The organism is Smaragdicoccus niigatensis DSM 44881 = NBRC 103563 (assembly GCF_000380645.1).
GTDB classification, from domain to species: Bacteria; Actinomycetota; Actinomycetes; order Mycobacteriales; family Mycobacteriaceae; genus Smaragdicoccus; species Smaragdicoccus niigatensis.
Map to the genome: position 1 here is coordinate 375,502 of NZ_AQXZ01000017.1, position 19,678 is coordinate 395,179.

The 19,678-nt window shown below is 62.9% G+C and carries 21 protein-coding genes; 8 read left to right on the plus strand and 13 right to left on the minus strand.

Annotated features, from left to right (window positions below; translation table 11 throughout):
• Positions 1-3 precede the first annotated feature (3 nt).
• A complete protein-coding gene (locus F600_RS0114525) occupies positions 4-1,200 on the plus strand; it encodes an acyl-CoA dehydrogenase family protein (RefSeq protein ID WP_018161348.1) in 1,197 nt (398 codons plus the stop codon).
• A gap of 2 nt (positions 1,201-1,202) precedes the next feature.
• Complete coding sequence (locus tag F600_RS0114530) at positions 1,203-2,075, plus strand: fumarylacetoacetate hydrolase family protein (RefSeq protein WP_018161349.1); 873 nt, start codon at positions 1,203-1,205, stop codon at positions 2,073-2,075.
• Here F600_RS0114530 and F600_RS28385 read toward each other — a convergent pair.
• Positions 2,026-2,679, minus strand: coding sequence for a TetR/AcrR family transcriptional regulator (locus F600_RS28385; RefSeq protein ID WP_018161350.1), 654 nt, complete (start codon positions 2,677-2,679; stop codon positions 2,026-2,028). The two genes, F600_RS0114530 and F600_RS28385, sit on opposite strands and share 50 nt — an antisense overlap.
• 104 nt (positions 2,680-2,783) lie before the next feature.
• Between F600_RS28385 and F600_RS0114540 the strand changes: the two genes are divergently transcribed.
• Both F600_RS0114540 and F600_RS30480 read left to right on the plus strand, forming a co-directional pair.
• Positions 2,784-3,215, plus strand: a complete 432-nt coding sequence (locus F600_RS0114540) for a cupin domain-containing protein (protein WP_018161351.1) — start codon at positions 2,784-2,786, stop codon at positions 3,213-3,215.
• Positions 3,212-4,102: a TIGR03619 family F420-dependent LLM class oxidoreductase gene (locus tag F600_RS30480; protein WP_018161352.1), complete on the plus strand. Its 891-nt coding sequence runs from the start codon at positions 3,212-3,214 to the stop codon at positions 4,100-4,102. Before F600_RS0114540 ends, F600_RS30480 begins: the two co-directional genes overlap by 4 nt.
• On the opposite strand, the gene F600_RS0114550 is transcribed toward F600_RS30480, so the two are convergent.
• Genes F600_RS0114550 through F600_RS0114580 form a run of 7 tightly spaced genes read right to left on the minus strand, consistent with a single transcriptional unit; the run spans position 4,099 to position 11,552 of the window.
• Positions 4,099-5,511, minus strand: coding sequence for a cytochrome P450 (locus tag F600_RS0114550; protein ID WP_018161353.1), 1,413 nt, complete (start codon positions 5,509-5,511; stop codon positions 4,099-4,101). The two genes, F600_RS30480 and F600_RS0114550, sit on opposite strands and share 4 nt — an antisense overlap.
• Positions 5,508-5,696, minus strand: coding sequence for a ferredoxin (locus F600_RS0114555; protein WP_018161354.1), 189 nt, complete (start codon positions 5,694-5,696; stop codon positions 5,508-5,510). The genes F600_RS0114550 and F600_RS0114555 overlap by 4 nt, the downstream gene beginning before the upstream one ends.
• A gap of 30 nt (positions 5,697-5,726) precedes the next feature.
• A complete protein-coding gene (locus F600_RS0114560) occupies positions 5,727-7,127 on the minus strand; it encodes a wax ester/triacylglycerol synthase family O-acyltransferase (protein ID WP_018161355.1) in 1,401 nt (466 codons plus the stop codon).
• Positions 7,127-8,017, minus strand: coding sequence for a metal-dependent hydrolase (locus F600_RS0114565; protein WP_018161356.1), 891 nt, complete (start codon positions 8,015-8,017; stop codon positions 7,127-7,129). The genes F600_RS0114560 and F600_RS0114565 overlap by 1 nt, the downstream gene beginning before the upstream one ends.
• 40 nt (positions 8,018-8,057) lie before the next feature.
• A complete protein-coding gene (locus F600_RS0114570) occupies positions 8,058-9,146 on the minus strand; it encodes a PDR/VanB family oxidoreductase (RefSeq protein WP_018161357.1) in 1,089 nt (362 codons plus the stop codon).
• 52 nt (positions 9,147-9,198) lie between these two features.
• Positions 9,199-10,032: an SDR family oxidoreductase gene (locus F600_RS0114575; RefSeq protein ID WP_018161358.1), complete on the minus strand. Its 834-nt coding sequence runs from the start codon at positions 10,030-10,032 to the stop codon at positions 9,199-9,201.
• Entirely contained in the window at positions 10,029-11,552 is a 1,524-nt protein-coding gene (locus tag F600_RS0114580; RefSeq protein ID WP_018161359.1) for a flavin-containing monooxygenase, read from the minus strand. Before F600_RS0114580 ends, F600_RS0114575 begins: the two co-directional genes overlap by 4 nt.
• A 91-nt stretch (positions 11,553-11,643) precedes the next feature.
• Between F600_RS0114580 and F600_RS28395 the strand changes: the two genes are divergently transcribed.
• The 4 genes from F600_RS28395 (at position 11,644) to F600_RS0114600 (ending at position 16,140) form a co-directional block, all read left to right on the plus strand.
• Complete coding sequence (locus F600_RS28395; protein WP_018161360.1) at positions 11,644-11,973, plus strand: EthD family reductase; 330 nt, start codon at positions 11,644-11,646, stop codon at positions 11,971-11,973.
• Positions 11,974-12,011: 38 nt separating this feature from the next.
• Entirely contained in the window at positions 12,012-12,623 is a 612-nt protein-coding gene (locus F600_RS0114590; RefSeq protein ID WP_018161361.1) for a TetR/AcrR family transcriptional regulator, read from the plus strand.
• Between the two features lie 111 nt (positions 12,624-12,734).
• Positions 12,735-14,255: an aldehyde dehydrogenase family protein gene (locus tag F600_RS0114595; protein WP_018161362.1), complete on the plus strand. Its 1,521-nt coding sequence runs from the start codon at positions 12,735-12,737 to the stop codon at positions 14,253-14,255.
• A gap of 46 nt (positions 14,256-14,301) precedes the next feature.
• Positions 14,302-16,140, plus strand: coding sequence for an AMP-dependent synthetase/ligase (locus F600_RS0114600; RefSeq protein ID WP_018161363.1), 1,839 nt, complete (start codon positions 14,302-14,304; stop codon positions 16,138-16,140).
• 51 nt (positions 16,141-16,191) lie between these two features.
• Here the strand turns inward: F600_RS0114600 and F600_RS31225 are convergent, their stop codons facing one another.
• The 5 genes from F600_RS31225 to F600_RS0114625 all read right to left on the minus strand — a co-directional run bounded on the left by F600_RS31225 (position 16,192) and on the right by F600_RS0114625 (position 19,660).
• On the minus strand, positions 16,192-16,485 hold the full coding sequence (locus F600_RS31225) for a type II toxin-antitoxin system RelE/ParE family toxin (protein ID WP_060934635.1): 294 nt from the start codon (positions 16,483-16,485) through the stop codon (positions 16,192-16,194).
• Positions 16,486-16,490: 5 nt separating this feature from the next.
• Positions 16,491-16,736, minus strand: a complete 246-nt coding sequence (locus tag F600_RS0114610; protein WP_018161365.1) for a type II toxin-antitoxin system ParD family antitoxin — start codon at positions 16,734-16,736, stop codon at positions 16,491-16,493.
• A gap of 75 nt (positions 16,737-16,811) precedes the next feature.
• A complete protein-coding gene (locus tag F600_RS28400) occupies positions 16,812-17,243 on the minus strand; it encodes a PaaI family thioesterase (RefSeq protein ID WP_018161366.1) in 432 nt (143 codons plus the stop codon).
• A 19-nt stretch (positions 17,244-17,262) separates the two neighbouring features.
• Complete coding sequence (locus F600_RS28405; RefSeq protein WP_018161367.1) at positions 17,263-18,717, minus strand: carotenoid oxygenase family protein; 1,455 nt, start codon at positions 18,715-18,717, stop codon at positions 17,263-17,265.
• 82 nt (positions 18,718-18,799) lie between these two features.
• On the minus strand, positions 18,800-19,660 hold the full coding sequence (locus F600_RS0114625) for an SDR family NAD(P)-dependent oxidoreductase (protein WP_026306549.1): 861 nt from the start codon (positions 19,658-19,660) through the stop codon (positions 18,800-18,802).
• Positions 19,661-19,678 lie beyond the last annotated feature (18 nt).

The following is a 19,678-nucleotide window of genomic DNA, read 5'->3' on the forward strand; positions in this document are numbered from 1 at the left end:
ACAATGGCTTTGGAAGTGACCGACGCAATCGGCCGGAACGCTGATCCGCTTGCGGAGTCGCCGGAACAGCTCGAACTGCGGGCGATGATCCGATCCGTCATCGAGGCCGCAGCACCGGTGGACCGCACCCTCGAACTCGACGATCGCGAAGAGTTCGACGAGGTGTTGCACAAGCGCCTGGCTGAACTCGGCATCATGTCGATCGGGGCGCCCGAGTCCGACGGCGGGATGGGTGACATTCGCGAGCAGGCGACCGTCGTCGAAGAACTGGCCGCCGGCCCCACGTCGATGGCCATCAACATGGTCGTGCACTACATGGGTGTGGAGGTGTTCAGCAGCCACGGTTCACCGGCACACAAGGCGCAATGGTTAGGCCGGCTGCTGTCCGGCGACGCGAAGTTCTCGTTTGCTTTGAGCGAGCCGGGCGCAGGCACCGACATCGCGCGCGGGATGCGCACATCGGCACGGAACGTCGACGGCTCGTGGGTCATCAACGGGCAGAAGACCTGGATCTCGGGAGCGACCCACGCTGACGTCTTCCTCGTTGTCGCGCGGACGGCCCCGATACAACGGTCCGCGGTCGAAGGCGTCACGATGTTCGTCATGCCCGCTGATACGCCGGGAATCTCGGTGCGCGAGTTGCCGACGGTCGCGGTCCATGGCTTGTCGACGTGTGAGGTGTTCTTCGACAACGTCACGGTCCCGGAGTCGGCGGTGATGGGAGAAGTGCATCAAGGTTTCCGCATGCTGTTCGGCACGCTCAACCGAGAACGGATCAACGCGGCGGCAGGATCGATCGGCGCCGCGCGCGGAGCACTCGAGTATGCGGTGAACTACGCGAACGAGCGGCAGGCATTCGGACGTAGCATCGGTGCGTTTCAGGCGGTCCAGCACCGACTGGTGGACGGTGCGCTGGCGATTGAAAGTGCGCGGGGATTGGTTGCCCGAGCCGCGGCTGTGGAAGCGGCCGGCGGACGCGCCGACATACTTTCGTCGATGGCCAAAGTCGCCGCGTCGGAGGCCGCGGTGAAGGTGACCACCGATGGGATGGAGATCCTGGGTGGCGCCGGCTTCAGTCGGGAGATCCCGATGCAGCGCTGGTTCCGCGACGTGCGGCTGTGGGTCTTCGCTCCGCTGGCCAACGACATGGTGCGCAACAACCTCGGCACCACCCTGCTCGGTCTGCCAAAGGCGTTCTGACGATGAAGCTCGTGACGTTCCGCCTACAGGACAAGGTGTCGTGGGGCGCGGTAGAGGGCGATGCCATCATCGAATTCGGCAGGGGATTGGAGCCTGCGTACTCGATCGTCGATGCGCTCGCGTTCGGGACTGCGGAGATCGAGGAGTGGTACTCCAAAGGCGTGGCAACGATTCCCCTTGAGTCCGTGGAGCTCCTGCCGCCGATTCCGTCACCCGGAAAGATCCTGTGTATCGGCCTGAACTACGCCGACCATCAGCGAGAGATGAAGCGCGAGCGCGCGCCGCGGCCCACGGTCTTTGCGCGCTTCGCGGACACGGTTGTCGGCGCGGGGGAGCCGTTGATCGCGCCAGAAGTAAGCGAATCGTTCGACTATGAGGGTGAGCTCGCCGTCGTCATCGGCCGCAGCGGACGTCACGTTCCCGTGGACCGTGCACTCGAGATGGTGGCCGGCTACACGTTGTTCAACGACGGATCCATCCGCGACTACCAGCGGCACAGCACCCAATTCACCCCCGGCAAGAATTTCCCGCGCAGTGGAGCTATGGGGCCTTGGCTGGTGACGCCTGACGAACTCGAAAGTGGCTTCGAGACAAGGGTTCTCACAACAAGGCTCAACGGTGCCGTGGTCCAGCAGGCCCCTCTTGCCGACATGCTCTATTCGGTGGCCGAGCTCATTGCGTACTGCTCCGAGTGGACCGAGCTGCGGCCGGGCGATGTCATCGCAACCGGAACGCCTGGTGGCGTCGGTACCGCACGCACGCCGCAACTCTGGATGCGTCCTGGCGACACTGTCGAGGTCGAGCTGCCTGGAATTGGCCTACTCGTCAATCCTGTTGTCGCGGAGGTCCGGCAAGCGGCGCATACATCCTGGTGAGAGTATCGGCGACCTCGTCGAGACTGAGGTCGCCACCCTCGCGGTACCAGGTGGAAACGTGTGCGCTGATGGCGATGCAGGCATATGCCGCCATTCGCACATCAGGAATGTCGAGGCCGGTCGCGGCACATTCCCGCAGGACGGCGGTCAGTCGGTCTTCATAGGCGTCACGAAGGGCCTGAATTTGGACCCGGTAATCGGCCGGCAGGGACCGCAGCTCGGTGTTGCCGATGACCGATCGCCGGATGTTCTCGCCGTAGTACCTGATGGTCGTCTTCATGAGCGCTTCGAGCCGGCGAACGGGATCGTTGATCCCCTCGACCGCTTCATCGACCGCGGTGAGCACGCCGTCCATCGCACTCTTCATGATCGCGAAGAGCAAAGCTTCCTTGGAGGCGATGTGGTTGTACAGGCTGCCGACGGTGAGGTCGACGGTATCGGCGATGTCGCGCAGGCTCGTCCCGCCGTACCCGCGCTCGAAAAAGAGGTCTTCAGCAGCACGGTAGATGGCATCGGACGTGCTCCCGGCCGGGCCGCGGGACTTGCCACGCGAACGGCCGCGGGAGGAGCGCGCATCAGTCGCGCTTTCGACGTCTTGCGACATGCCTGGTCCCTTCCCTTGGTTCGGTCATCCTACGCATCGACTGTTGCTTCGCAGAACGTTTACAAGTATTCTACAAACAAACGTTTGTTTGTACAGGAGTTGACATGACCGCACAGGTTCAAGCCCGTCCCGTCGTCACGAAATGCGGGGAAGAGCACCAGGGCACCGCACAGTCCGGTGGAGCGCACCGCGTGTCGGGCGTGAGCATCGCCCACACGCCGGCCACGAAGATCTGGTTCGGAAAGGTGTCCAACGAGCCTGGATTTCGGTCGCTCCCGCACCACCACGGTGAGGCCGAGACCGGCGGATATGTGCTCAAGGGAATCGCTCGCATCTACTTCGGCGAGAACTACTCCGAGTACGTCGACATGAGCGAGGGCGACTGGGTATTCGTGCCGCCGTTCATGCCGCACGTCGAGGTCAATATGTCGACGACCGACGAGCTCATCTGGCTGACCACTCGTACGCCGGAGAACATCGTCGTCAATCTCGACGACGTCGACGACAGCGTTCTCGTCGGATATCGACGCGCATGAGCGTCCACCTCGGGGTTCATCTGCCCTACCGTGAGCCCTGGGGCGAGCTCGACTTCGCGGGAATGGTCGCGCTGGCCGAACAGTACGAATTCGAGAGCGCGTGGGTTCCGGACCACACCGTCCTGGCCGAGAAGACCAATTCGCTCTACCCGTTCAGTGACACCGGCCAGTTCATCAGCCCGCCCGACGAGGACTGGTACGACTGGGTTGTTCTGTTGTCGTATCTGGCTGGACTGACCTCGACCATTCGACTCGGCGTGGCCGTCGCCATCTTGGCCCATCGTCACCCGGTGACCGTCGGCAAGCAGATCGCCACGATCGACCGCCTCTCCGGTGGCCGCGTGTCGCTGGGTATTGGTGCCGGCTGGCTGGCAGAGGAGTTCGAGGCGCTGGGCGTCCCGTTCGATGAGCGCGGAAAGCGTACTGACGCAGGTATCGCACTTCTTCGCGAGGTCTGGACTGGTGCACCCGCGGCCGGCGATTACGGGCCGTACCGTATTCCGGAAGGCATCCGCAGTCACCCGACGCCGTTCCAGAACCCGGTCCCGGTCCTCGTCGGCGGAGAGTCGCCAGCCGCCATCAGGCGCGCGGTCGCAGCCGGCGGCTGGTTCGGCACCTCGGCCGGGGGAACGATGTCTCCGGCACACTTGGAGTCGGTTGTTCAACGCTTGCGCGCGAAGGCCGAGGCCACCGGAAAAGATCCCGATGGCCTCGACGTCACTTTGCGGGTCGCTGCTCCCGGTCGCCAGGTCGGTACCGCCGAATACACGCAGTATCTGCGTGAACTCGTGTCAGCCGGCGCGACTCGACTGACCTTCGACGTCAACTGGGCGGTCGCAGAGCGTGCCGAAATCGTGCTCAAGCAACTGGCTCAATTGGAGCTCTAGACGGTCTCCAAACGAATCGGCAACCCATCGCTTGGTACCGGACCCGTGCCCCACTCGAGGGGCGGTTCGTAGTTCGCGGGAACACTCCACCGGTACTTCAGCAGCATCTGGTGCATGATCGCCTTGACCGTCATTCCGCCGAAGTACAGCCCGATGCACTTGTGTGCGCCACCACCGAAGGGCGACCAGGCGAACCGGTGCACCCGATCCTCGCGTCGGTCGTCGGCGAAGCGTTCGGGATCGAAGGTGTCCGGATTCGGCCACCACTTTTCCAGGCGCATCGAGACGAAGGGCTGCAGCAGCACCTTGGTTCCGGCCGGAATGTAGTGTCCGAGGATCTCGGTGTCCTTGATCGCCTCTCGCGCGAGCCCTCCGGCCGGCGCGAACATTCGCAACGTCTCTTTGAACACCAGATCGAGCGACGGAAGGCGGTCGAGATCGGCCACGTCGAGTGCCGGCTTGCCCAGCGCCTCGGACTCGGCGCGAACGCGCTCCTGCCACTCCGGATGCTTACCGAGTAGGTAGGTCATCATCGACAGCGTGATCGTGCTGGTGTCGTGTGCGGCGAGCATGACGAATCGCATGTGGTTCACGATGTCGTCGTCGCTGAACCGCTGCCCCTCCTCGTCTTCCGCATTGCACAGCACGCTGAACAGGTCTACGCCGTCGCCGGCTCGCTTCGCCGGGATCTGAGCGTGGAAGTATTCGTCGAGCGTCCGCCGGCCCGCAAGGCCGCGCGACCACGCGTTCCCCGGCAACGGGAAACGGATCACCGATAGGCCAGCGTTCAGACAATCAACGAATGCGTTCTCGATGCGACGGGATTCGGGGCCGCTTGTTGTCCCGACGAACACTTCCGTAGCCAAACGCAGCAGCGACTGTTTCGCGCAGGTGTACATGTGGAAGTCGTCACCAGGGCGCCAACTGGCCAGTTCCCGCTCGATCGTCGGCTTCATGCGGCTCATGTAGTCGTCCAGCCTGGGTCGGCTGAACGCCTGCTGCATGATCCGGCGGTGCTCCAAGTGCTCCTCGAAGTCGAGAAGAAGCAAACCGCGGTGGAAGAACGGTCCGATGAAGAATTCGAGCCCGCTCGCGGTCAGGGCCTTGTCCCGATTCATCCAAGCGATCTCGAGTGCCTCGGGACCTAAGAGGAACACCACCGGCGTGGGCCCGAAGTTCGTCCACGACACCGGTCCAGTCTCGGCGAATACCTTTCTCCCCCAACGGATGCTGTCGTACAAGATGGTGGGTGCATAGCCGAACAGCGGCGCCCCCGGTTTGCCGAGCACCGGTTTGAGATCGCTGTCCGGCGGCGGTTCCGCGAACGCCCGCCGCTGGCCCGGAAGCCGGTCGTAAAGCTGCACGCCGGCGACCTGTGTGCGGCGAACGAGGTTGTCGAGAAGAGTCATTGCTGCACGCTCAACGCCATGACGGGGCATGCTTCTACGGCGGCGAGGACGTACTTGCGGTCCGCTTCATCGGGAGATTCGTTGAGGATGTGGACGAACCCGTCCGCACCCACCTCGAAGATTTCGGACATCGCTTCGCACATACCGTGGCCATCGCATTTGCTCAGGTCAGCGACGATTTTCATGATAAGGCCTCCGTTGCGGGTCTTGCCGGCCTAGCCGACAGCTTGGACATCGGTGTCGACTGCGTCCTCGAGTTCGACCAATGCGGCGTCGAAGTACTCCGCGAGCCGGTCGAGGTGCGGCACGGTCTTCTTGTCGCCGACCAGCGAAATCGCGACCCGCCCGGAGTTGGTGAGCAGACCGACGAACAATCCGTTGCCGTGGTACAGCATCGCCATCGGGTACAGGGCCTCGAGCTTGGCGCCCGCGAGATATTGCTGCGCACGCGGACCGGGGACGTTCGAGGTCGAGATACTGAACGGTGGCGTGGTGCGTCCGCCCAGGCCGACGATGCTGGCTCCGATCAGCGGACCCATGTAGACCGCGGGGTACAGCTCGGACGTCTTCTTCGGCAGCTTCTCCAGTAATGCTTTGCCCGCCCTGCCGGATCGCGCGATAGCGGCGAGGCGTTCGATCGGATCGACGATGTCGGTGGCGAGGGCCACAAGGAAGACGGTGAACGCGTTGGCCGTCAATTGGTCGTCGCCGTCACGGGTATTGATTGGAGCGGCTGCGGTCAAGGACGTCGCCGGCAGGTTGTCAGTGACCGCGAGGTACTGACGAATACCGCCCGAACACATCGCCAGAAAGATGTCGTTGATCTTGCAGTTCGCGGCCTTGGCAAGGCCGTGGATTCGGTTGAAGTCGTACGTCAGGGTGACGACTTCGCGTTCGTTGCTGATTGGCCGGTTGAGCATCGTCGGCTGGACTGCAAACGGAAGCGGCACATCCGGTTCGGTACCGAACCGGCCGCCAGTCGCGACTGTCCATGCGTAGCTGCCGAGGCCCATGACGGTCTCAGCCAGCTCGAACAGCGCCGAACCAGCGTGTCCGAGTCGGTGCCGGAACGAAGGGCTGTTGTCGCTCACCGCGGGTCCGACGGTCCAGACGGCTCGTGGCGTCATCAGGTGTGGGTCACCCGTGATCATTTCGGACAACCGGCCGATTCCCCCGACACCGTCCATGATCGCGTGATGCACCTTGAAGTGGATCGCGATCCCGCCACGCTCGAGGCCGTCGATCAGACGGAACTCCCACAATGGACGACTTGGGTCCAGGGGGACGGTGTGCAGCCAGGAGAGCAGTTCGTGCAACTCTTTCTGGCCACCAGGGGCGGGCAGCGTCATTCGCTGGAAATGGTGATCGAAGTCGATCTCGTCGTTGGAAACCACGTCCCAGCGCGGTGCATAGGCCCGCCGCGCCGGGTCGTGGAGCCGGAAGTTGAACGGAGCCGCCGCAGTCCGCTGCGCTCGCAGATCCCGTTCCAACGTGTCGAGCCAGTCCTTCGATGCGCCGTCGGGTGGCGTGAACGTGGCGAGACAGGTGATGTGTTGAGGCGTTTCAGCGCTGTCAGCGGCGAGAAACAGCCGGTCTGGGATGGCAACTCTTGGCATCAGTGCTGCGCGCCCAACGCGGCTGGAGACGTTGCCAGGTACTTGATGGCCTTATCCATTGGCCCCATTTCGGAGGGGTGGAAGTTCGGCTTGAGGTACGGGGGCAGATCAGTGACGACGAACTGGATGCCCGGCAAGAGGTGCTTTCGAGTGGCCTCGATCATCTGAACCGGCCACGGCTTCCACCACTTCTTCGGAGCCGGGTCGTGCTTCATGAGGTAGTGGGCCGTACCGAGCCACCACACCGCCAACCCGACGCTTCCGACGAGGCCGGTGCGCAGACGGCGGATATAGCTGCCGTCGAGGTGCTGGTACACATCGAACAGCACGTTGCGGTGCTCGACCTCTTCGGCACAGTGCCATTTGAGAAGGTCTAGGACCATCGGATGCGTGCCGGCTTCTTCGAGCGCCTCGTTGTCGAGCATCCACTGCCCGACGACCGCGGTGAAGTGCTCCATCGCAGCGAAGAGCGCAAGACGTTCTTTGAGCCACTCTTCCTTGGCGCGCCCCTTCAATCCGTGATCGGTCACCACCTTTCGGAACCAGAAGTTGTACGCGGAGATGATCGCTTCGACGTTGACGCCCTCCTCGGCGAGACGGCTGTGGAAGCTCTCGTGAGAAACCGCGTGCATCGCTTCTTGGCCAACGAAGCCGACCGCTTCCTCATGAAGGCGTTCGTCGGTGATGTAGGCAAGTGCCTCAGACACAGTGCCGGCCATGGCCTTCTCACCTTCGGGCACGAGCAGGTGCATGATGTTCCAGAACTGCGACGCGAACGGTTCATTCGGGATGTAATGCAACGGCACGTCGTTCCAGTCGAACGAGACGTCCCGCGGAGCGATGACGTGCCCTTCCTTCTGATACGTGTTCTTGGTCGGTTCCTTCGCCATGTCGGCGCTCCTCTCAACATTGAGGGTGGATTTTGAAGTCTTAGAGGTCGATGAGAAGGGGTCCGTCGCACCGGGAAACGCACACGAGCATGCCGCCGGCGTCGCGTTCGGAGTCGAGGAGCTTGTGATCGCGATGCTCGACCCTTCCGGCGAGCACCTTGACCATGCAGGTACCGCAATAGCCCTGCTGGCACGAGTAGGAAACGTCGGGCTTGACCCGGCGAATTGCCGCCAAAGCGGACTCGTCGGCTCCGACCTCGACCCGGATTGCACTACGCGCCAACGAGACCTGGAACGGTTGTCCGCCGGCGACGGGTGGGGGAGAAAACCGTTCGGTGTGGAGCTCGGCACGGCCGCCGCCAGGCATGAGTCGGTGAGCGGCGTCGAGCAACGGAGGCGGGCCGCACAGGTAGACCGCTTCGGTGTCGCGACGTCCTTCCAGGATCGTCGTCATGTTCGGCAAGCCGTACTCGTCGTCGGTCCGTACCTCGACTCGTCCACCTTTCAGCGCGGCGAGTTCGTCGAGGAATGGCAAAGTTTCGCGGCTTCGGCCCAGGTAGACCATGCGCCACGGCTTGCCTGCCCGATTCGCAGCGCGGACCATCGGCAGGATCGGGGTGATTCCGATTCCACCGGCAATGAAGAGGTATGACTCGGCATCGGCAAGTTGGAAAGCGTTGCGGGGCCCGCGGATGCGAACCGTGTCGCCGACCGACAGGGATTCGTGGATCTCTCGTGATCCGCCGCCGCCATCCCGGATGAACCGCACAGCGATCCGGTAGCGGCGACGATCCTGTGGATCGCCGCACAGTGAGTACTGTCGCTGCTTGCCCGACGGCAGGAAGACGTCGAGGTGCGAGCCCGCTCGCCACTGCGGCAGGTCCTCGCCGGTAGGGGAGACGAGGGTGATGCTGACGACGTCCTGGGCTTCGGCGACGATATTCTCGATCTGGAGTGCCATGTCGAAGCCGCGGTACTGCACTTGGTTTGGGTGGGAGAGTAGGTGCGCCAAAGGGCCGGTGAAGATGTGCTTGTACGCCTCGAAAGCGGTTGCGCCGGCTTTCAGGGCAATCGGTAGATCCTTGGGCGGGGGGCCGACCGGGGAATTTCCCTTGATGAGCTCGACCATGGTGAATCTCCTAGGGTGGGGCGGCACAATCGTTGGGCCGCCGACAGGGAAATCAGTGCTGGGTGATCCGGTCGTCGTAGACCTTGCGCGCAGACTGATCGACATCGAGGAAGGCGTCGTAGGCGCCGAGTGCGCGGTTGATCCGGTCCCGCACGCCATAGGGGATGAGCCCGAAAATGGCCGCGGTTCCCGCCAGCGAACCAGGGACCCACTTCTCGGGCACGGGATGACTTATGGCATCAGCGATCGCCTGCGCGACGTCTTCGGGTTCGACGGTCTTGAAACCCTTGAGCCCCTTGGTGCCGGCGATCAGGTCGGTGTTGGTGAACGCGGGCAGGATGGACGTGAAATCGATGTTGTCGCCGGCGAACTCGATACGCGCGGTATCAGTGAGTGAGGCAACGGCGGCCTTGGTCGCGCCATACACGAGTCCTCCCGGCACGGGAGCCTTGCCCGCGCTCGAGGCGACGTTGATGATGTGACCGCTGCCCCGTTCGATCATTCCGGGCAGGGCCGCGCGCATCCCGTTGAGGACGCCATAGACATTGATGTCGAACGTGCGGCGCTGAAGCTCTTGGCTCTGCTCGAGGAAATGACCGATCGGCATGATGCCGGCGTTGTTGATCAGGATGTCGAGGGTGCCCAGTGCGTCCTCGGCAGCTGCGATGAACGCCGCGACAGATTCGTCGTTCGAAACATCGACCTGGAGCGCGACGACGCCACGTGCGAGAGACGTCGCAGCTGACCTCACCGCCGCTGCATCGATGTCACCGATCGCGACCCGCGCGCCTTGGCTCAGCAAGTGCGCGGCGGTTGCGTATCCGATGCCGCGTGCGGCACCCGTGATGGCGACGACTTTGCCTTCGATACTTCTGTCACGGCTCATCGGTTCACTCCTACGGCGCTCTTCGGGGCGGTGTGCATGTCGTAGTCCTTCAGGTTGAAATGGCCACTGGTCCAATGAACTTCGGGTGTCAGGGCAGCACGGATGGGCACATCGCCGTGCTGGTCGAAGAAGTAGCTGTTCGAGCCGTTGCAGCTGTCGCTGAAATAGATCTGATTGCGTCGGCGAGCGAGCATGCTGGCGAAGTACCGGTCATTTGCTTCGCGTTTGACGTCGACGAACGTTGCCTTGATCCGGCGGGCAGTGCCGAGAAGGCGGACGATGTACCTCGCCTGGCTCTCGATGAACTGGAAGTAGACCGTCAGGTTGTAGGCGTACGGGCCATTCATCAAGAGAAGGTTCGGGAAACCGGGAACGCTCACGCCGTAGTAGGCCTGATAGCGGTGTTCGTCCCAGAATGCTTCGAGATCTGCTCCGCCTGCGCCGAGGACGGGGAACGGAGGCATGTTGCCGCTCTCGAAGGTCTTGAAGCCCGTGGCGAAAATCAGGACGTCGAAATGGTGTTCAGTTCCGTCCTTGGCGCGGATTCCGGTCGGGGTGATGCGTTCGATCCCGGACGCTTCCAACGTGACGTTCGGCCGATTGAAGGTCGGTAGATAGTCGTTGGAGAAGCCGACTCGCTTGCACCCGACGGCGTACTTCGGCGTGAGCGCTTTTCTTGTCTGCTTGTCGCGCACCTGGTGAAGCAGCTGCAGGCGACCGATCCGTTCGTACACCTTCGGCACGATGGGAAGCTGCCGGTAGTAGTTCGTGGTGAGGGTGTAACTGACCTCCCCGAGTACATTGCTCGCCGCTCGCAGGGCCGGCAGTACGCCGGGTACATGGCGTAGAACGGTCCGCTGCGGCCCGTCGAGCTTGGCCTCCGGCTTGGGCATGATCCAGATCGGCGTCCGCTGGAACACAGTCAAGTGCTCGACAGTCGGTGCGATCGTCGGCGCTATGGTGACGGTCGACGCGCCCGTTCCGATGATGCCGACGCGCTTGCCGGCCAGGTCAACGTCGTGATTCCAGCGCGCCGAGTGCATCGTGACGCCGCGGAAGTCGTCGGCACCTGGAATGTCGGGCGTCTTTGGCTGGGTGAGCGCGCCGGTCGCGGTGATCAGGAAACGGGACGTCACTTCTCTGCCGGTACTGAGCGTCAGGCGCCAGATATGGAGTTCGTCGTCGAACTCGGCTGTCGTGATCGCAGTGTTCAGGACCAACCGCGAGCGCAGGTTGTACTTGTCGAGGCAGTGCTCGGCATAAGCCTTGAGTTCGGCACCCTTCGCATACACGCCGGACCATTCGGAGCTCTGCTCGAACGAGAATGAGTAGGCGAACGAAGGCACGTCGACGACGACGCCGGGATAGGTATTCGAATGCCAGGCGCCGCCGGCACCGGACGCTGATTCCACGATGAGGAAGTCGTTGATCCCGGCCTCGTCGAGTTTTATTGCCACCCCGATTCCGGAGAAACCGGCGCCGACAATTACCACCTCGTGGTCGAAGATCTGCCCTGTCATCGAATACCTCCAACGGCATTGTCAAAGCGTTTCAGAGGTTCAACGTATCCGAAGGTTGCCAACATGGCAATGAGCGCGCGACGATGTTCGCATGGTGAAACTGATTGGCCTCATACGTCGGCGCCCCGAAATCGAGCTGGCGGAGTTCTACCGAATCTGGCGCGAAGATCTGCCGCCGCGAGTGAAGAAACTTCCCGGCCTACGCGCGTACCGGCAGAACCATGCAGTCCCGCGCGCGAAAGGCTGGCCCTGGGACGGTGTGGCCGAACTCTGGTTCGACGACCGTGATGCGGTCGGCCAAGCCCTCGCCAGTCCGGCCGGCGTCGACCTGATCGCTTTCGAACGCACCTTCATTGGTGAAACCGAGGTCCTCATCGCGCAAGAGCACGAGGTCTGGGAAGAACGTGATTTACCTAGCTAAACATCCAGATGTCTGACGTATTCGGATACGGTTTATTCATGGCCAAACGTCTTACTCGTGCGGAGAGTCAGGAGCGCACCCGCGGCGCTCTCGTTGAGGCGGCCACCAAGCTGTTCCTGCGAGACGGATTCAAGGCGACATCGCTCGATCAGGTTGCTGAGGAGGCGGGTTACACCCGCGGCGCGGTGCACAGCAACTTCGAAAGCAAAGCGGAGTTGGGTGCCGCGGTTCTCGACGATATGTATCGAAAAGCGGCCGACAGTGCGGCGGAGACTCTGCGTGCCAGCGGACTCGACGACCTCGGCAAGGTGGTCGCGACGCTCTCGCAGTGGGTGCAGATAGCGATTGGTGCTCCGCAATGGATTCGCCTCGAGATGGAGGTTGCCGGTGCGAGTGCCTACAACGACGAGACGAAGGCGGCTACCGCAAAACGGGTCGGGTACATGCGCGAGATGGCAAGCGCGGTGTTTGCCGAGGCTGCCGAGAAGTCTGGATCGCAACTACTGCTGACTCCCGATGAGACGGCACTCGTCGTCCTCAGCATCGCGTTGGGTCTGGGATTCCAAACCGCCGCCGATTCCTCGATCTCGGCAGAGGTGCTACAGACGGCCATCAGTCGCGCCCTTGGACTGCCCTCGCCAGTGGGGTAGTCGGTTGTGGCCAAAGTTCCCCATTTCGGATACCTTCAACCTCTAGATGTCCACCGGTGCTAGAGGTTGTTGACATCTCGACGGTGTCGTCTATCTGAAATGTGGTGCACAATGACCGAAATCATCGCTGAGCTGCAACTGCCCGTCCTCAGTCCGCTGACGCGTACTGCCACCGGATTCGTCCCAGAGTCGACTCCAGAGCAGGTTGCCGCAATCGTCGCAAGCCTGCGCGACCACCAACCGGATTGGGCCGCACTCGGGGTCGCTGGTCGCGCCGCGTGGGTAGCCAAGTATCGAGACTGGTTGCTGGACAACCAAGACCACATCGCGGACCTCCTCCGCTCAGAGACCGGTAAGCCGCGGGCTGAAGCGGTGTTCGAAGTGCCCTTCGTCGTGGACGAACTGAACTACTACGCGAACAATGCGGCGAAGTTCCTCGCCGACGAGCATCCCCGTCCGCACGGTCTCATGACCGCGGGCCGCCGGATGACTGTCCGCTACGTACCGCACCAGGTCGTCGGCGTGATCAGCCCGTGGAACTTCCCGATCGCGTTGACCCTGTGGGATGCCATTCCCGCGCTGTTGGCGGGTGCAGCGGTCATCGTCAAGCCGTCCGAGCACACCCCGCTCGCCGTCCACTACGTGTTGAAGGGGTGGGAGGAAATCGGCGCGCCGCCAGTGTTCGCATTCGCGGGCGGCGCTGGCGCGACCGGCGCCGCGGTCGTCGACAACGTCGACTTCGTGCAGTTCACCGGCTCGACTCGCACTGGCCGGGCCATCGCCGAACAGGCTGGCCGGCGGCTCATTCCGTACAGCCTCGAACTCGGCGGCAAGGACCCGGCCATCGTCGCCGCGGACGCCGATCTCGACTACGCGGCCTCCGGCATCGCCTTCGGCGCGCTGCTGAACTCTGGCCAGATGTGCGTGTCCACCGAGCGGATCTACGTCGAGGAATCGGTCCACGACGAATTCGTCGACAAACTCGTCGCGCAGGTTTCGGCACTGCGTCAAAACGGCGAAAGCGGCTTTGAGACCGATCTCGGTCCGCTGATCACCGACGAGCAATTCACGATCGTCGAGAAGCATGTCGCTGATGCGATCCACCGTGGCGCGGTGGTGAAGACCGGCGGAAAACCTGGCCTGGCACCGGGATTCTTCGAACCCACGGTGCTGACCAACGTCGATCACTCAATGCTCGTCATGCGAGAGGAAACGTTCGGTCCGATCCTGCCCGTCATGCGGGTGCGCGACATCGATCACGCGGTCGAACTGGCCAACGACTCCGTTTATGGGTTGGGGGCCACGGTATGGACGGCGAGCACTAAGCGCGGCAAAGAGATCGCGCAGCGCCTCGAAGTCGGTGCGGTCGACGTCAACGACACCTCAGCTGCCCATCTGATCTGCTTCCCGGCACCCTCGACCGGATGGAAATCCTCCGGCATCGGCGGGCGATTCGGCATCGACGGGATTCGCAAGTACTGCAAGGTCCGCTCCGTCGTGTCTTCCGTACCCGGTACCGCGGCCGCCGTCCAGATGGCCTGGTTCCCTTATACCGCTGCGCGCAGCAAAGCCTTCGGCGTCTTTATGCGCTTCACGGGAGGCCGCGACATTCGGCGTCGGCTGGGCATCTGAGACCGCCTGTCCACGAACAGAATTCGACTTCCCAGGAGCCAAGTTCATGACCGATCTCTTTAATACAACCCGACAGCTGTGGACGAAGATCAGCAGCAAGCGAGGGGATGCCCCGACTGCGCCGGCAACGATGTGCGAGGCATTCCAGCAGACGCGTACCGTGCGGCCAGAGCAAGTCGCCATTCGTAGCTCCGACGGAGCCGTCGAACTGACGTGGGCGGATTACGCCAGGCGAGTCGAGAACGCCACCCGAGGTTTGCACGCACTCGGCGTGCGCCGCGGCGACCCGGTGGCCCTCATGCTCACCAATCGACCCGAGTTCCACATCGTCGACAACGCTGCGATTCACCTTGGCGCAGTGCCGTTCTCGATCTACGCCACGTTGGCGTCGGAGCAGATCGCCCACCTGTTCTCGAACGCGAAAGCACGCGTGGTCGTCTGTGAGGCGCAATTCCTCGAAAAGATCCTGGCCGCGGACGCCGCCGGAACCGTCCAGCACATCGTCTGCGTTGATGCCGATATCGACGGCGTCATGACCCTGGCCGAACTCGAAGACCTCGACAGCCCGGGTTTCGACTTCGAACGCATCTGGCGTGCCGTCGAACCAGCCGACACGTTGACGATCATCTACACGTCTGGGACGACCGGGCCGCCGAAGGGCGTCGAACTCACCCACGCGGGGCTGCTTGCCGAGGTCGATGGCATGAGCGAATTGATGCCTCTCGGGTTCGATGACAGCCTCATCTCGTACCTGCCGGATGCGCACATCGCCAACCGCTGGGGAGTGCACTACACGAACCTGTGTCGTGGCGTGCAAGTCACGACTCTCGCTGACCCGAAACAATTGGTTCCCACACTGCTTTCGGTTCGTCCGACGTACTTCGGTGGCGTGCCGCAGGTTTGGTACAAGATCAAGGCCGGGGTCGAGGCAGCCATCAACGCCGAGCCGGACGAAACCAAGCGCACCGCCGCGAAGTGGGCGATCGAGGTTGGCACGAAGGTCGCGTGGCTGAAGTCCGACCGTAAGCCGGTCCCAGCCGAGCTCGCCGCCGAACATGCCACGGCGGAGGCGCTCGTACTGAGCAAGCTCCGCGCGAAGGTCGGGCTCGACCGAGTTCGCTTCGCAGCTTCCGGCGCAGCCGCGCTGGCCCCGGACGCGACCGCGTTCATCCTCGCGCTCGGTCTCGACGTATGCGAGCTCTGGGGGATGTCCGAGACGTCCGCGGTGCTCCTCGCGAACCCTCCGGGCGGCGTCAAGATCGGTACGGTCGGAAAGCCGATTCCGGGCAAGAACGAGGTCACGCTGGCGCCCGATGGCGAACTGCTCGTGCGTGGACCTCTCGTGATGAAGGGCTACCGCAACGATCCGGAGAAGACTGCGGAGGCGGTTGATCCCGACGGTTGGTTGCACACGGGGGATATCGCGACGATCGACGACGAGGGCTATGTCCGGATCGTGGACCGCAAGAAGGAACTCATCATCAACAGCGCCGGCAAGAACATGTCACCTTCGAACATCGAAGGGCTGGTGAAGGTGAGCTGTCCGTTCGTCGGTTCGGTGGTGGCGATCGGCGATGCCAAGCCGTACGTCACCGCGCTCATCACGCTCGACCCGGACATCACGGCCATGTACGCCGCGAAGACCGGCCTGACCGACACCTCAGCGGCGGCGCTGGCGTCGAACGACGGCATTGCGGCAGCGATCGCTGCCGGGGTCGAAGCGGCGAACGCCAAACTGGCGCGCGTCGAACAGATCAAGAAGTTCACGATCCTGCCGGTCTTCTGGGAAGCCGGAGGAGAGGAACTGACGCCGACGATGAAGCTCAAGCGGAATGTCGTGGTCAAGAAGTACGCGGCTGAGGTGGATGCGCTCTACGCGTCCTGATTCGGCATGAACGATGAGCTCCCCCAATGACAATGGGGGAGCTCATCGTGTTCATAGACTGCGGTCGACATCCATTCGCTGGTGAAGGATGCGAACTACGTCCATGACGCCGTCGTTCGCGATCCGGTAGAAAAACACATGCGCTCCAGCGGCGAGCTTGAAGTAGCCGGATCGAATCTCGTCGCATCGACGACCGATCCCCGGTGCTGCGGCAGCCCGCTCGATCACTCGTTGGAGGAGCCGCACATATTGTTCGGCTTGGTCGAGGCTCCACTGTTGGGCGGTGTATTCCCAAATGCCTTCAAGATCGGCTTGAGCGGCCGGCGATAGTACGTAGTTACTCACCGAGGCTAGGGCTCGAGGCCAGCTCGTTTGCGGGCCACGAAAGCATCGAAGTCAAACGCCGTAGAAGTACCGCTACGTTCACCCTCGACCAACGCATTGCGCAGCGCGCCAAGCTGGGTTTCACGATCTTCGAGCAATCTCAGCGCCGAACGGACCACATCGCTGGCTGAGCGATAGCGGCCAGCGGCGACCTCAGCATCGATGAAGGCGCTGTAGTGCTCGTCGAGGCTGAACGATGTGTTCTTACCCATAAATCAAGGTTACCAATAATTGGTACTGCGCGTGGATGTGAATCCGCTTGGGTAGGAACTGGCGCGACAGAGCCCTTACGGAGCATCACCGCCGATCGCCACGAAAGTCGCCGTCCCGGTGGCTAACGGTCGTGGTCTGTCGGCCCGGAACACGCTTCCCTGGATGTACAGCCGGCTGCCGGCCATTGACACCAATGACGCTCGGACCTCGAGTCGGGCGCCGACCGGTGCCGGTGCGTGGTACTCGATCGCAAGGGCGGCGGTTCGCGCTGTCGTGCCGCGGACGTGAATGAGCAAGCTCATCGCCTCGTCGAGCGCGAGTGCGAGCACACCACCGTGCCCGATCTCGGGCGGCCCCTGCAGATCGGACCGTAGGACGAACGTGCCCGCCACGGCGTCCGGACCGTCCTGAGCCAGCTTCAGGTGCAGGCCAGACGGGTTCTTAGTTCCACACCCGAAGCAGTGTTCGTGATGCATCGGCTTTCGTGGTGCGCAAAGACTCGTCATCTCGCGCTTCTTTCGATAATCACTTTTGGGAGGCTGCCTTCGATCCGGCGACCCGCGGCGTGAAGCTGCCGTGGAAACCAGGGTAAAAATGGCCGGTCAGCCGGGCGATTGCTACCGGCTCGTCCTCGATCCTGGCGGCGTCAACAATGTGCAGTGCAGTCCGGTGCTCAGCGGCGTTGTAGGTGAGGACCAGAACCCAGCCGTCGTCCTCCGCGGCGTTGTCTGAGCGGGGTACGAAGATCGGCTCCCCGGCCGTCGTGCTCGACTCGAACGCGTGTTGGCGAAGCTCGCCGGTCAGATGGTCCACCTTGGCGATGACGCTGGAGCCGTCGGCAAATTCGGTGAGATAGGTGAAGCGGTGTTCGCGTCCCGTGCGGCGCTCATCATGGGTGGGGAACTCACAAGCGACCATCTCGATGTCGTCGCGGAGAACGCGCCCGCGCGAGGTTATCCGCAGCCGGGTCGGACACGCGGCCAGCGGAAGAACGCCGTCGCGGAACGTCTTGAGGGCGCTTGACAGGAACTCCGACGATTGATGTTGAACGAGATCGAGAACGATGTCGCCGCTGTCCTCGTACGCGTTGCCCACATGGAAGTAGACCAACGGATCGCACTCGATCACACGCTGTCTTCCGCCGTTCCGGGGGACGAGCACGATCTTCATCCCTTTCTCCGGTCGGTACTCGGCGGCATCCCCAATGGTCCCGAATCCGGCCAGAGCCAGCGCACCCTTGATCGGATCGACGGTGATGGGGGACAGGGCGAACACCAGATAGTTCTCGGTGATGGCGAAGTCGTGCTGAACGATGACGTCCTCGAGCGGTACGACGCCGATGGTGGTCAGCCGGCCGCTGGGATCGACCCGATAGCACCGGAGCCCGGCCGGAATGTGCATCCCCAGTCGCGGGGCGAGATCGAGACCGAAATTGAACAGCTCGCCCGTGACCGGGTCGATCTTGGGGTGTGCCGAGAACCTGGAGAGGCGCGGAAGGCGGCCGTTGAAATCGCACACGCCCTTCGTGGTGAGGTCGTCGAGATCGATATCCCAGGCATGGCCGATATCGCTGAGAGCCAGGAGCCGCTCGGCGTGCACGACCGCGTGGGTGTTGGCGCTGTCCGCCGCAAACTGGCCAGCGTTGTGTCGGAGTCCGCGGGCTTGGGTGTAAAGCCCTCGTACCTCCGCGCCACGCCCGGCTTCCTGCGCACGAAATTTCGGCGTGCGGACGTACCGAGACTGGAAGCGAACGGCGCCACCGTCGATGACGAATTTCGAGACGAGGCCGTCGCCGTCGAAAATGTGGCCAGCGGCGAACCCGCCAGTGTTGAACCGGCCCGGTCCGATTCGATAGAGCGTTCCTTGAAGTTCTTGGGGCACAACACCAGTCAGCTCGAGTTCGACTTCGTGCGGGACTTCCGGGGCGTCTTCGAACGTGCGGGCGTTGTACTGCCGGATATTGGGGGTTGTACTGGTCATGCCAGCAAGGTCTCCATCTGGATTCGTAGCAGGAACTCGTCCAACTCGAGGGGGAGCAATTTCTCTCTCAGAGGGTTCTTTGTCAGAGCGGATTGACACCTACCCGCGCGTTCTCCATCCCGACGATCTCGCCCCACTTGGCTTCCACGTCGTCGACGGACGGAATGCCGTCGAAGGTCACGCCCTCGTTCTCGAACAGCTGCGTCCGGTACATCCGACCGGCACCTGCCACGATGACCGTTGCGGTGTCGGTGGTGTACTCGTTCAGAAGGTGGGCCACCAGCGGCGCCACGAAACCAGGCGGCATCTTGGCGGCGAACTCTTCGGTGACGAGTTCCTGGGTCATGCGAGTGGCGGCGAGCGGTGACACGGCATTGGCGGTGATGTTCACGCGCGCGCCCTCGATGGCCAGGGTGTTAATCAAGCCGACCATGCCCATCTTCGCCGCGCCATAGTTCGCTTGGCCAAAGTTCCCGAACAGTCCTGACGTCGACGTGGCCACGACGATGCGGCCGAACTTCTGCTCTCGCATGTGCGGCCACGCGGCACGGATGACGTTGTACGTACCGGTGAGGTGCACGTCGATAACGGCCTGCCACTGGTCGCTCGTCATCTTGTGGAATGAGACATCGCGCAGGATTCCGGCGTTGGACACGATTCCGTCAATGCGGCCATACGTGTCGAGTGCCGTGGCGACGATCGCTTCGCCACCGGCCTCGGTGGCAACGCTGTCGTAGTTGGCGACAGCCTCGCCGCCGGCGGCCTTGATCTCGTCGACGACTGCGTCTGCGGCTGCGTGTGCCGCGCCCGTGCCGTCGCGGCTGCCGCCGAGGTCATTGACGACCACCTTGGCTCCTTCGCGGGCGCAGAGCAGCGCGTATTCGCGACCGAGGCCATTACCGGCGCCGGTGACTGTGACGACTTTGCCTTCTAGTCCGATCATGTTGTCGTTCAACCCTTC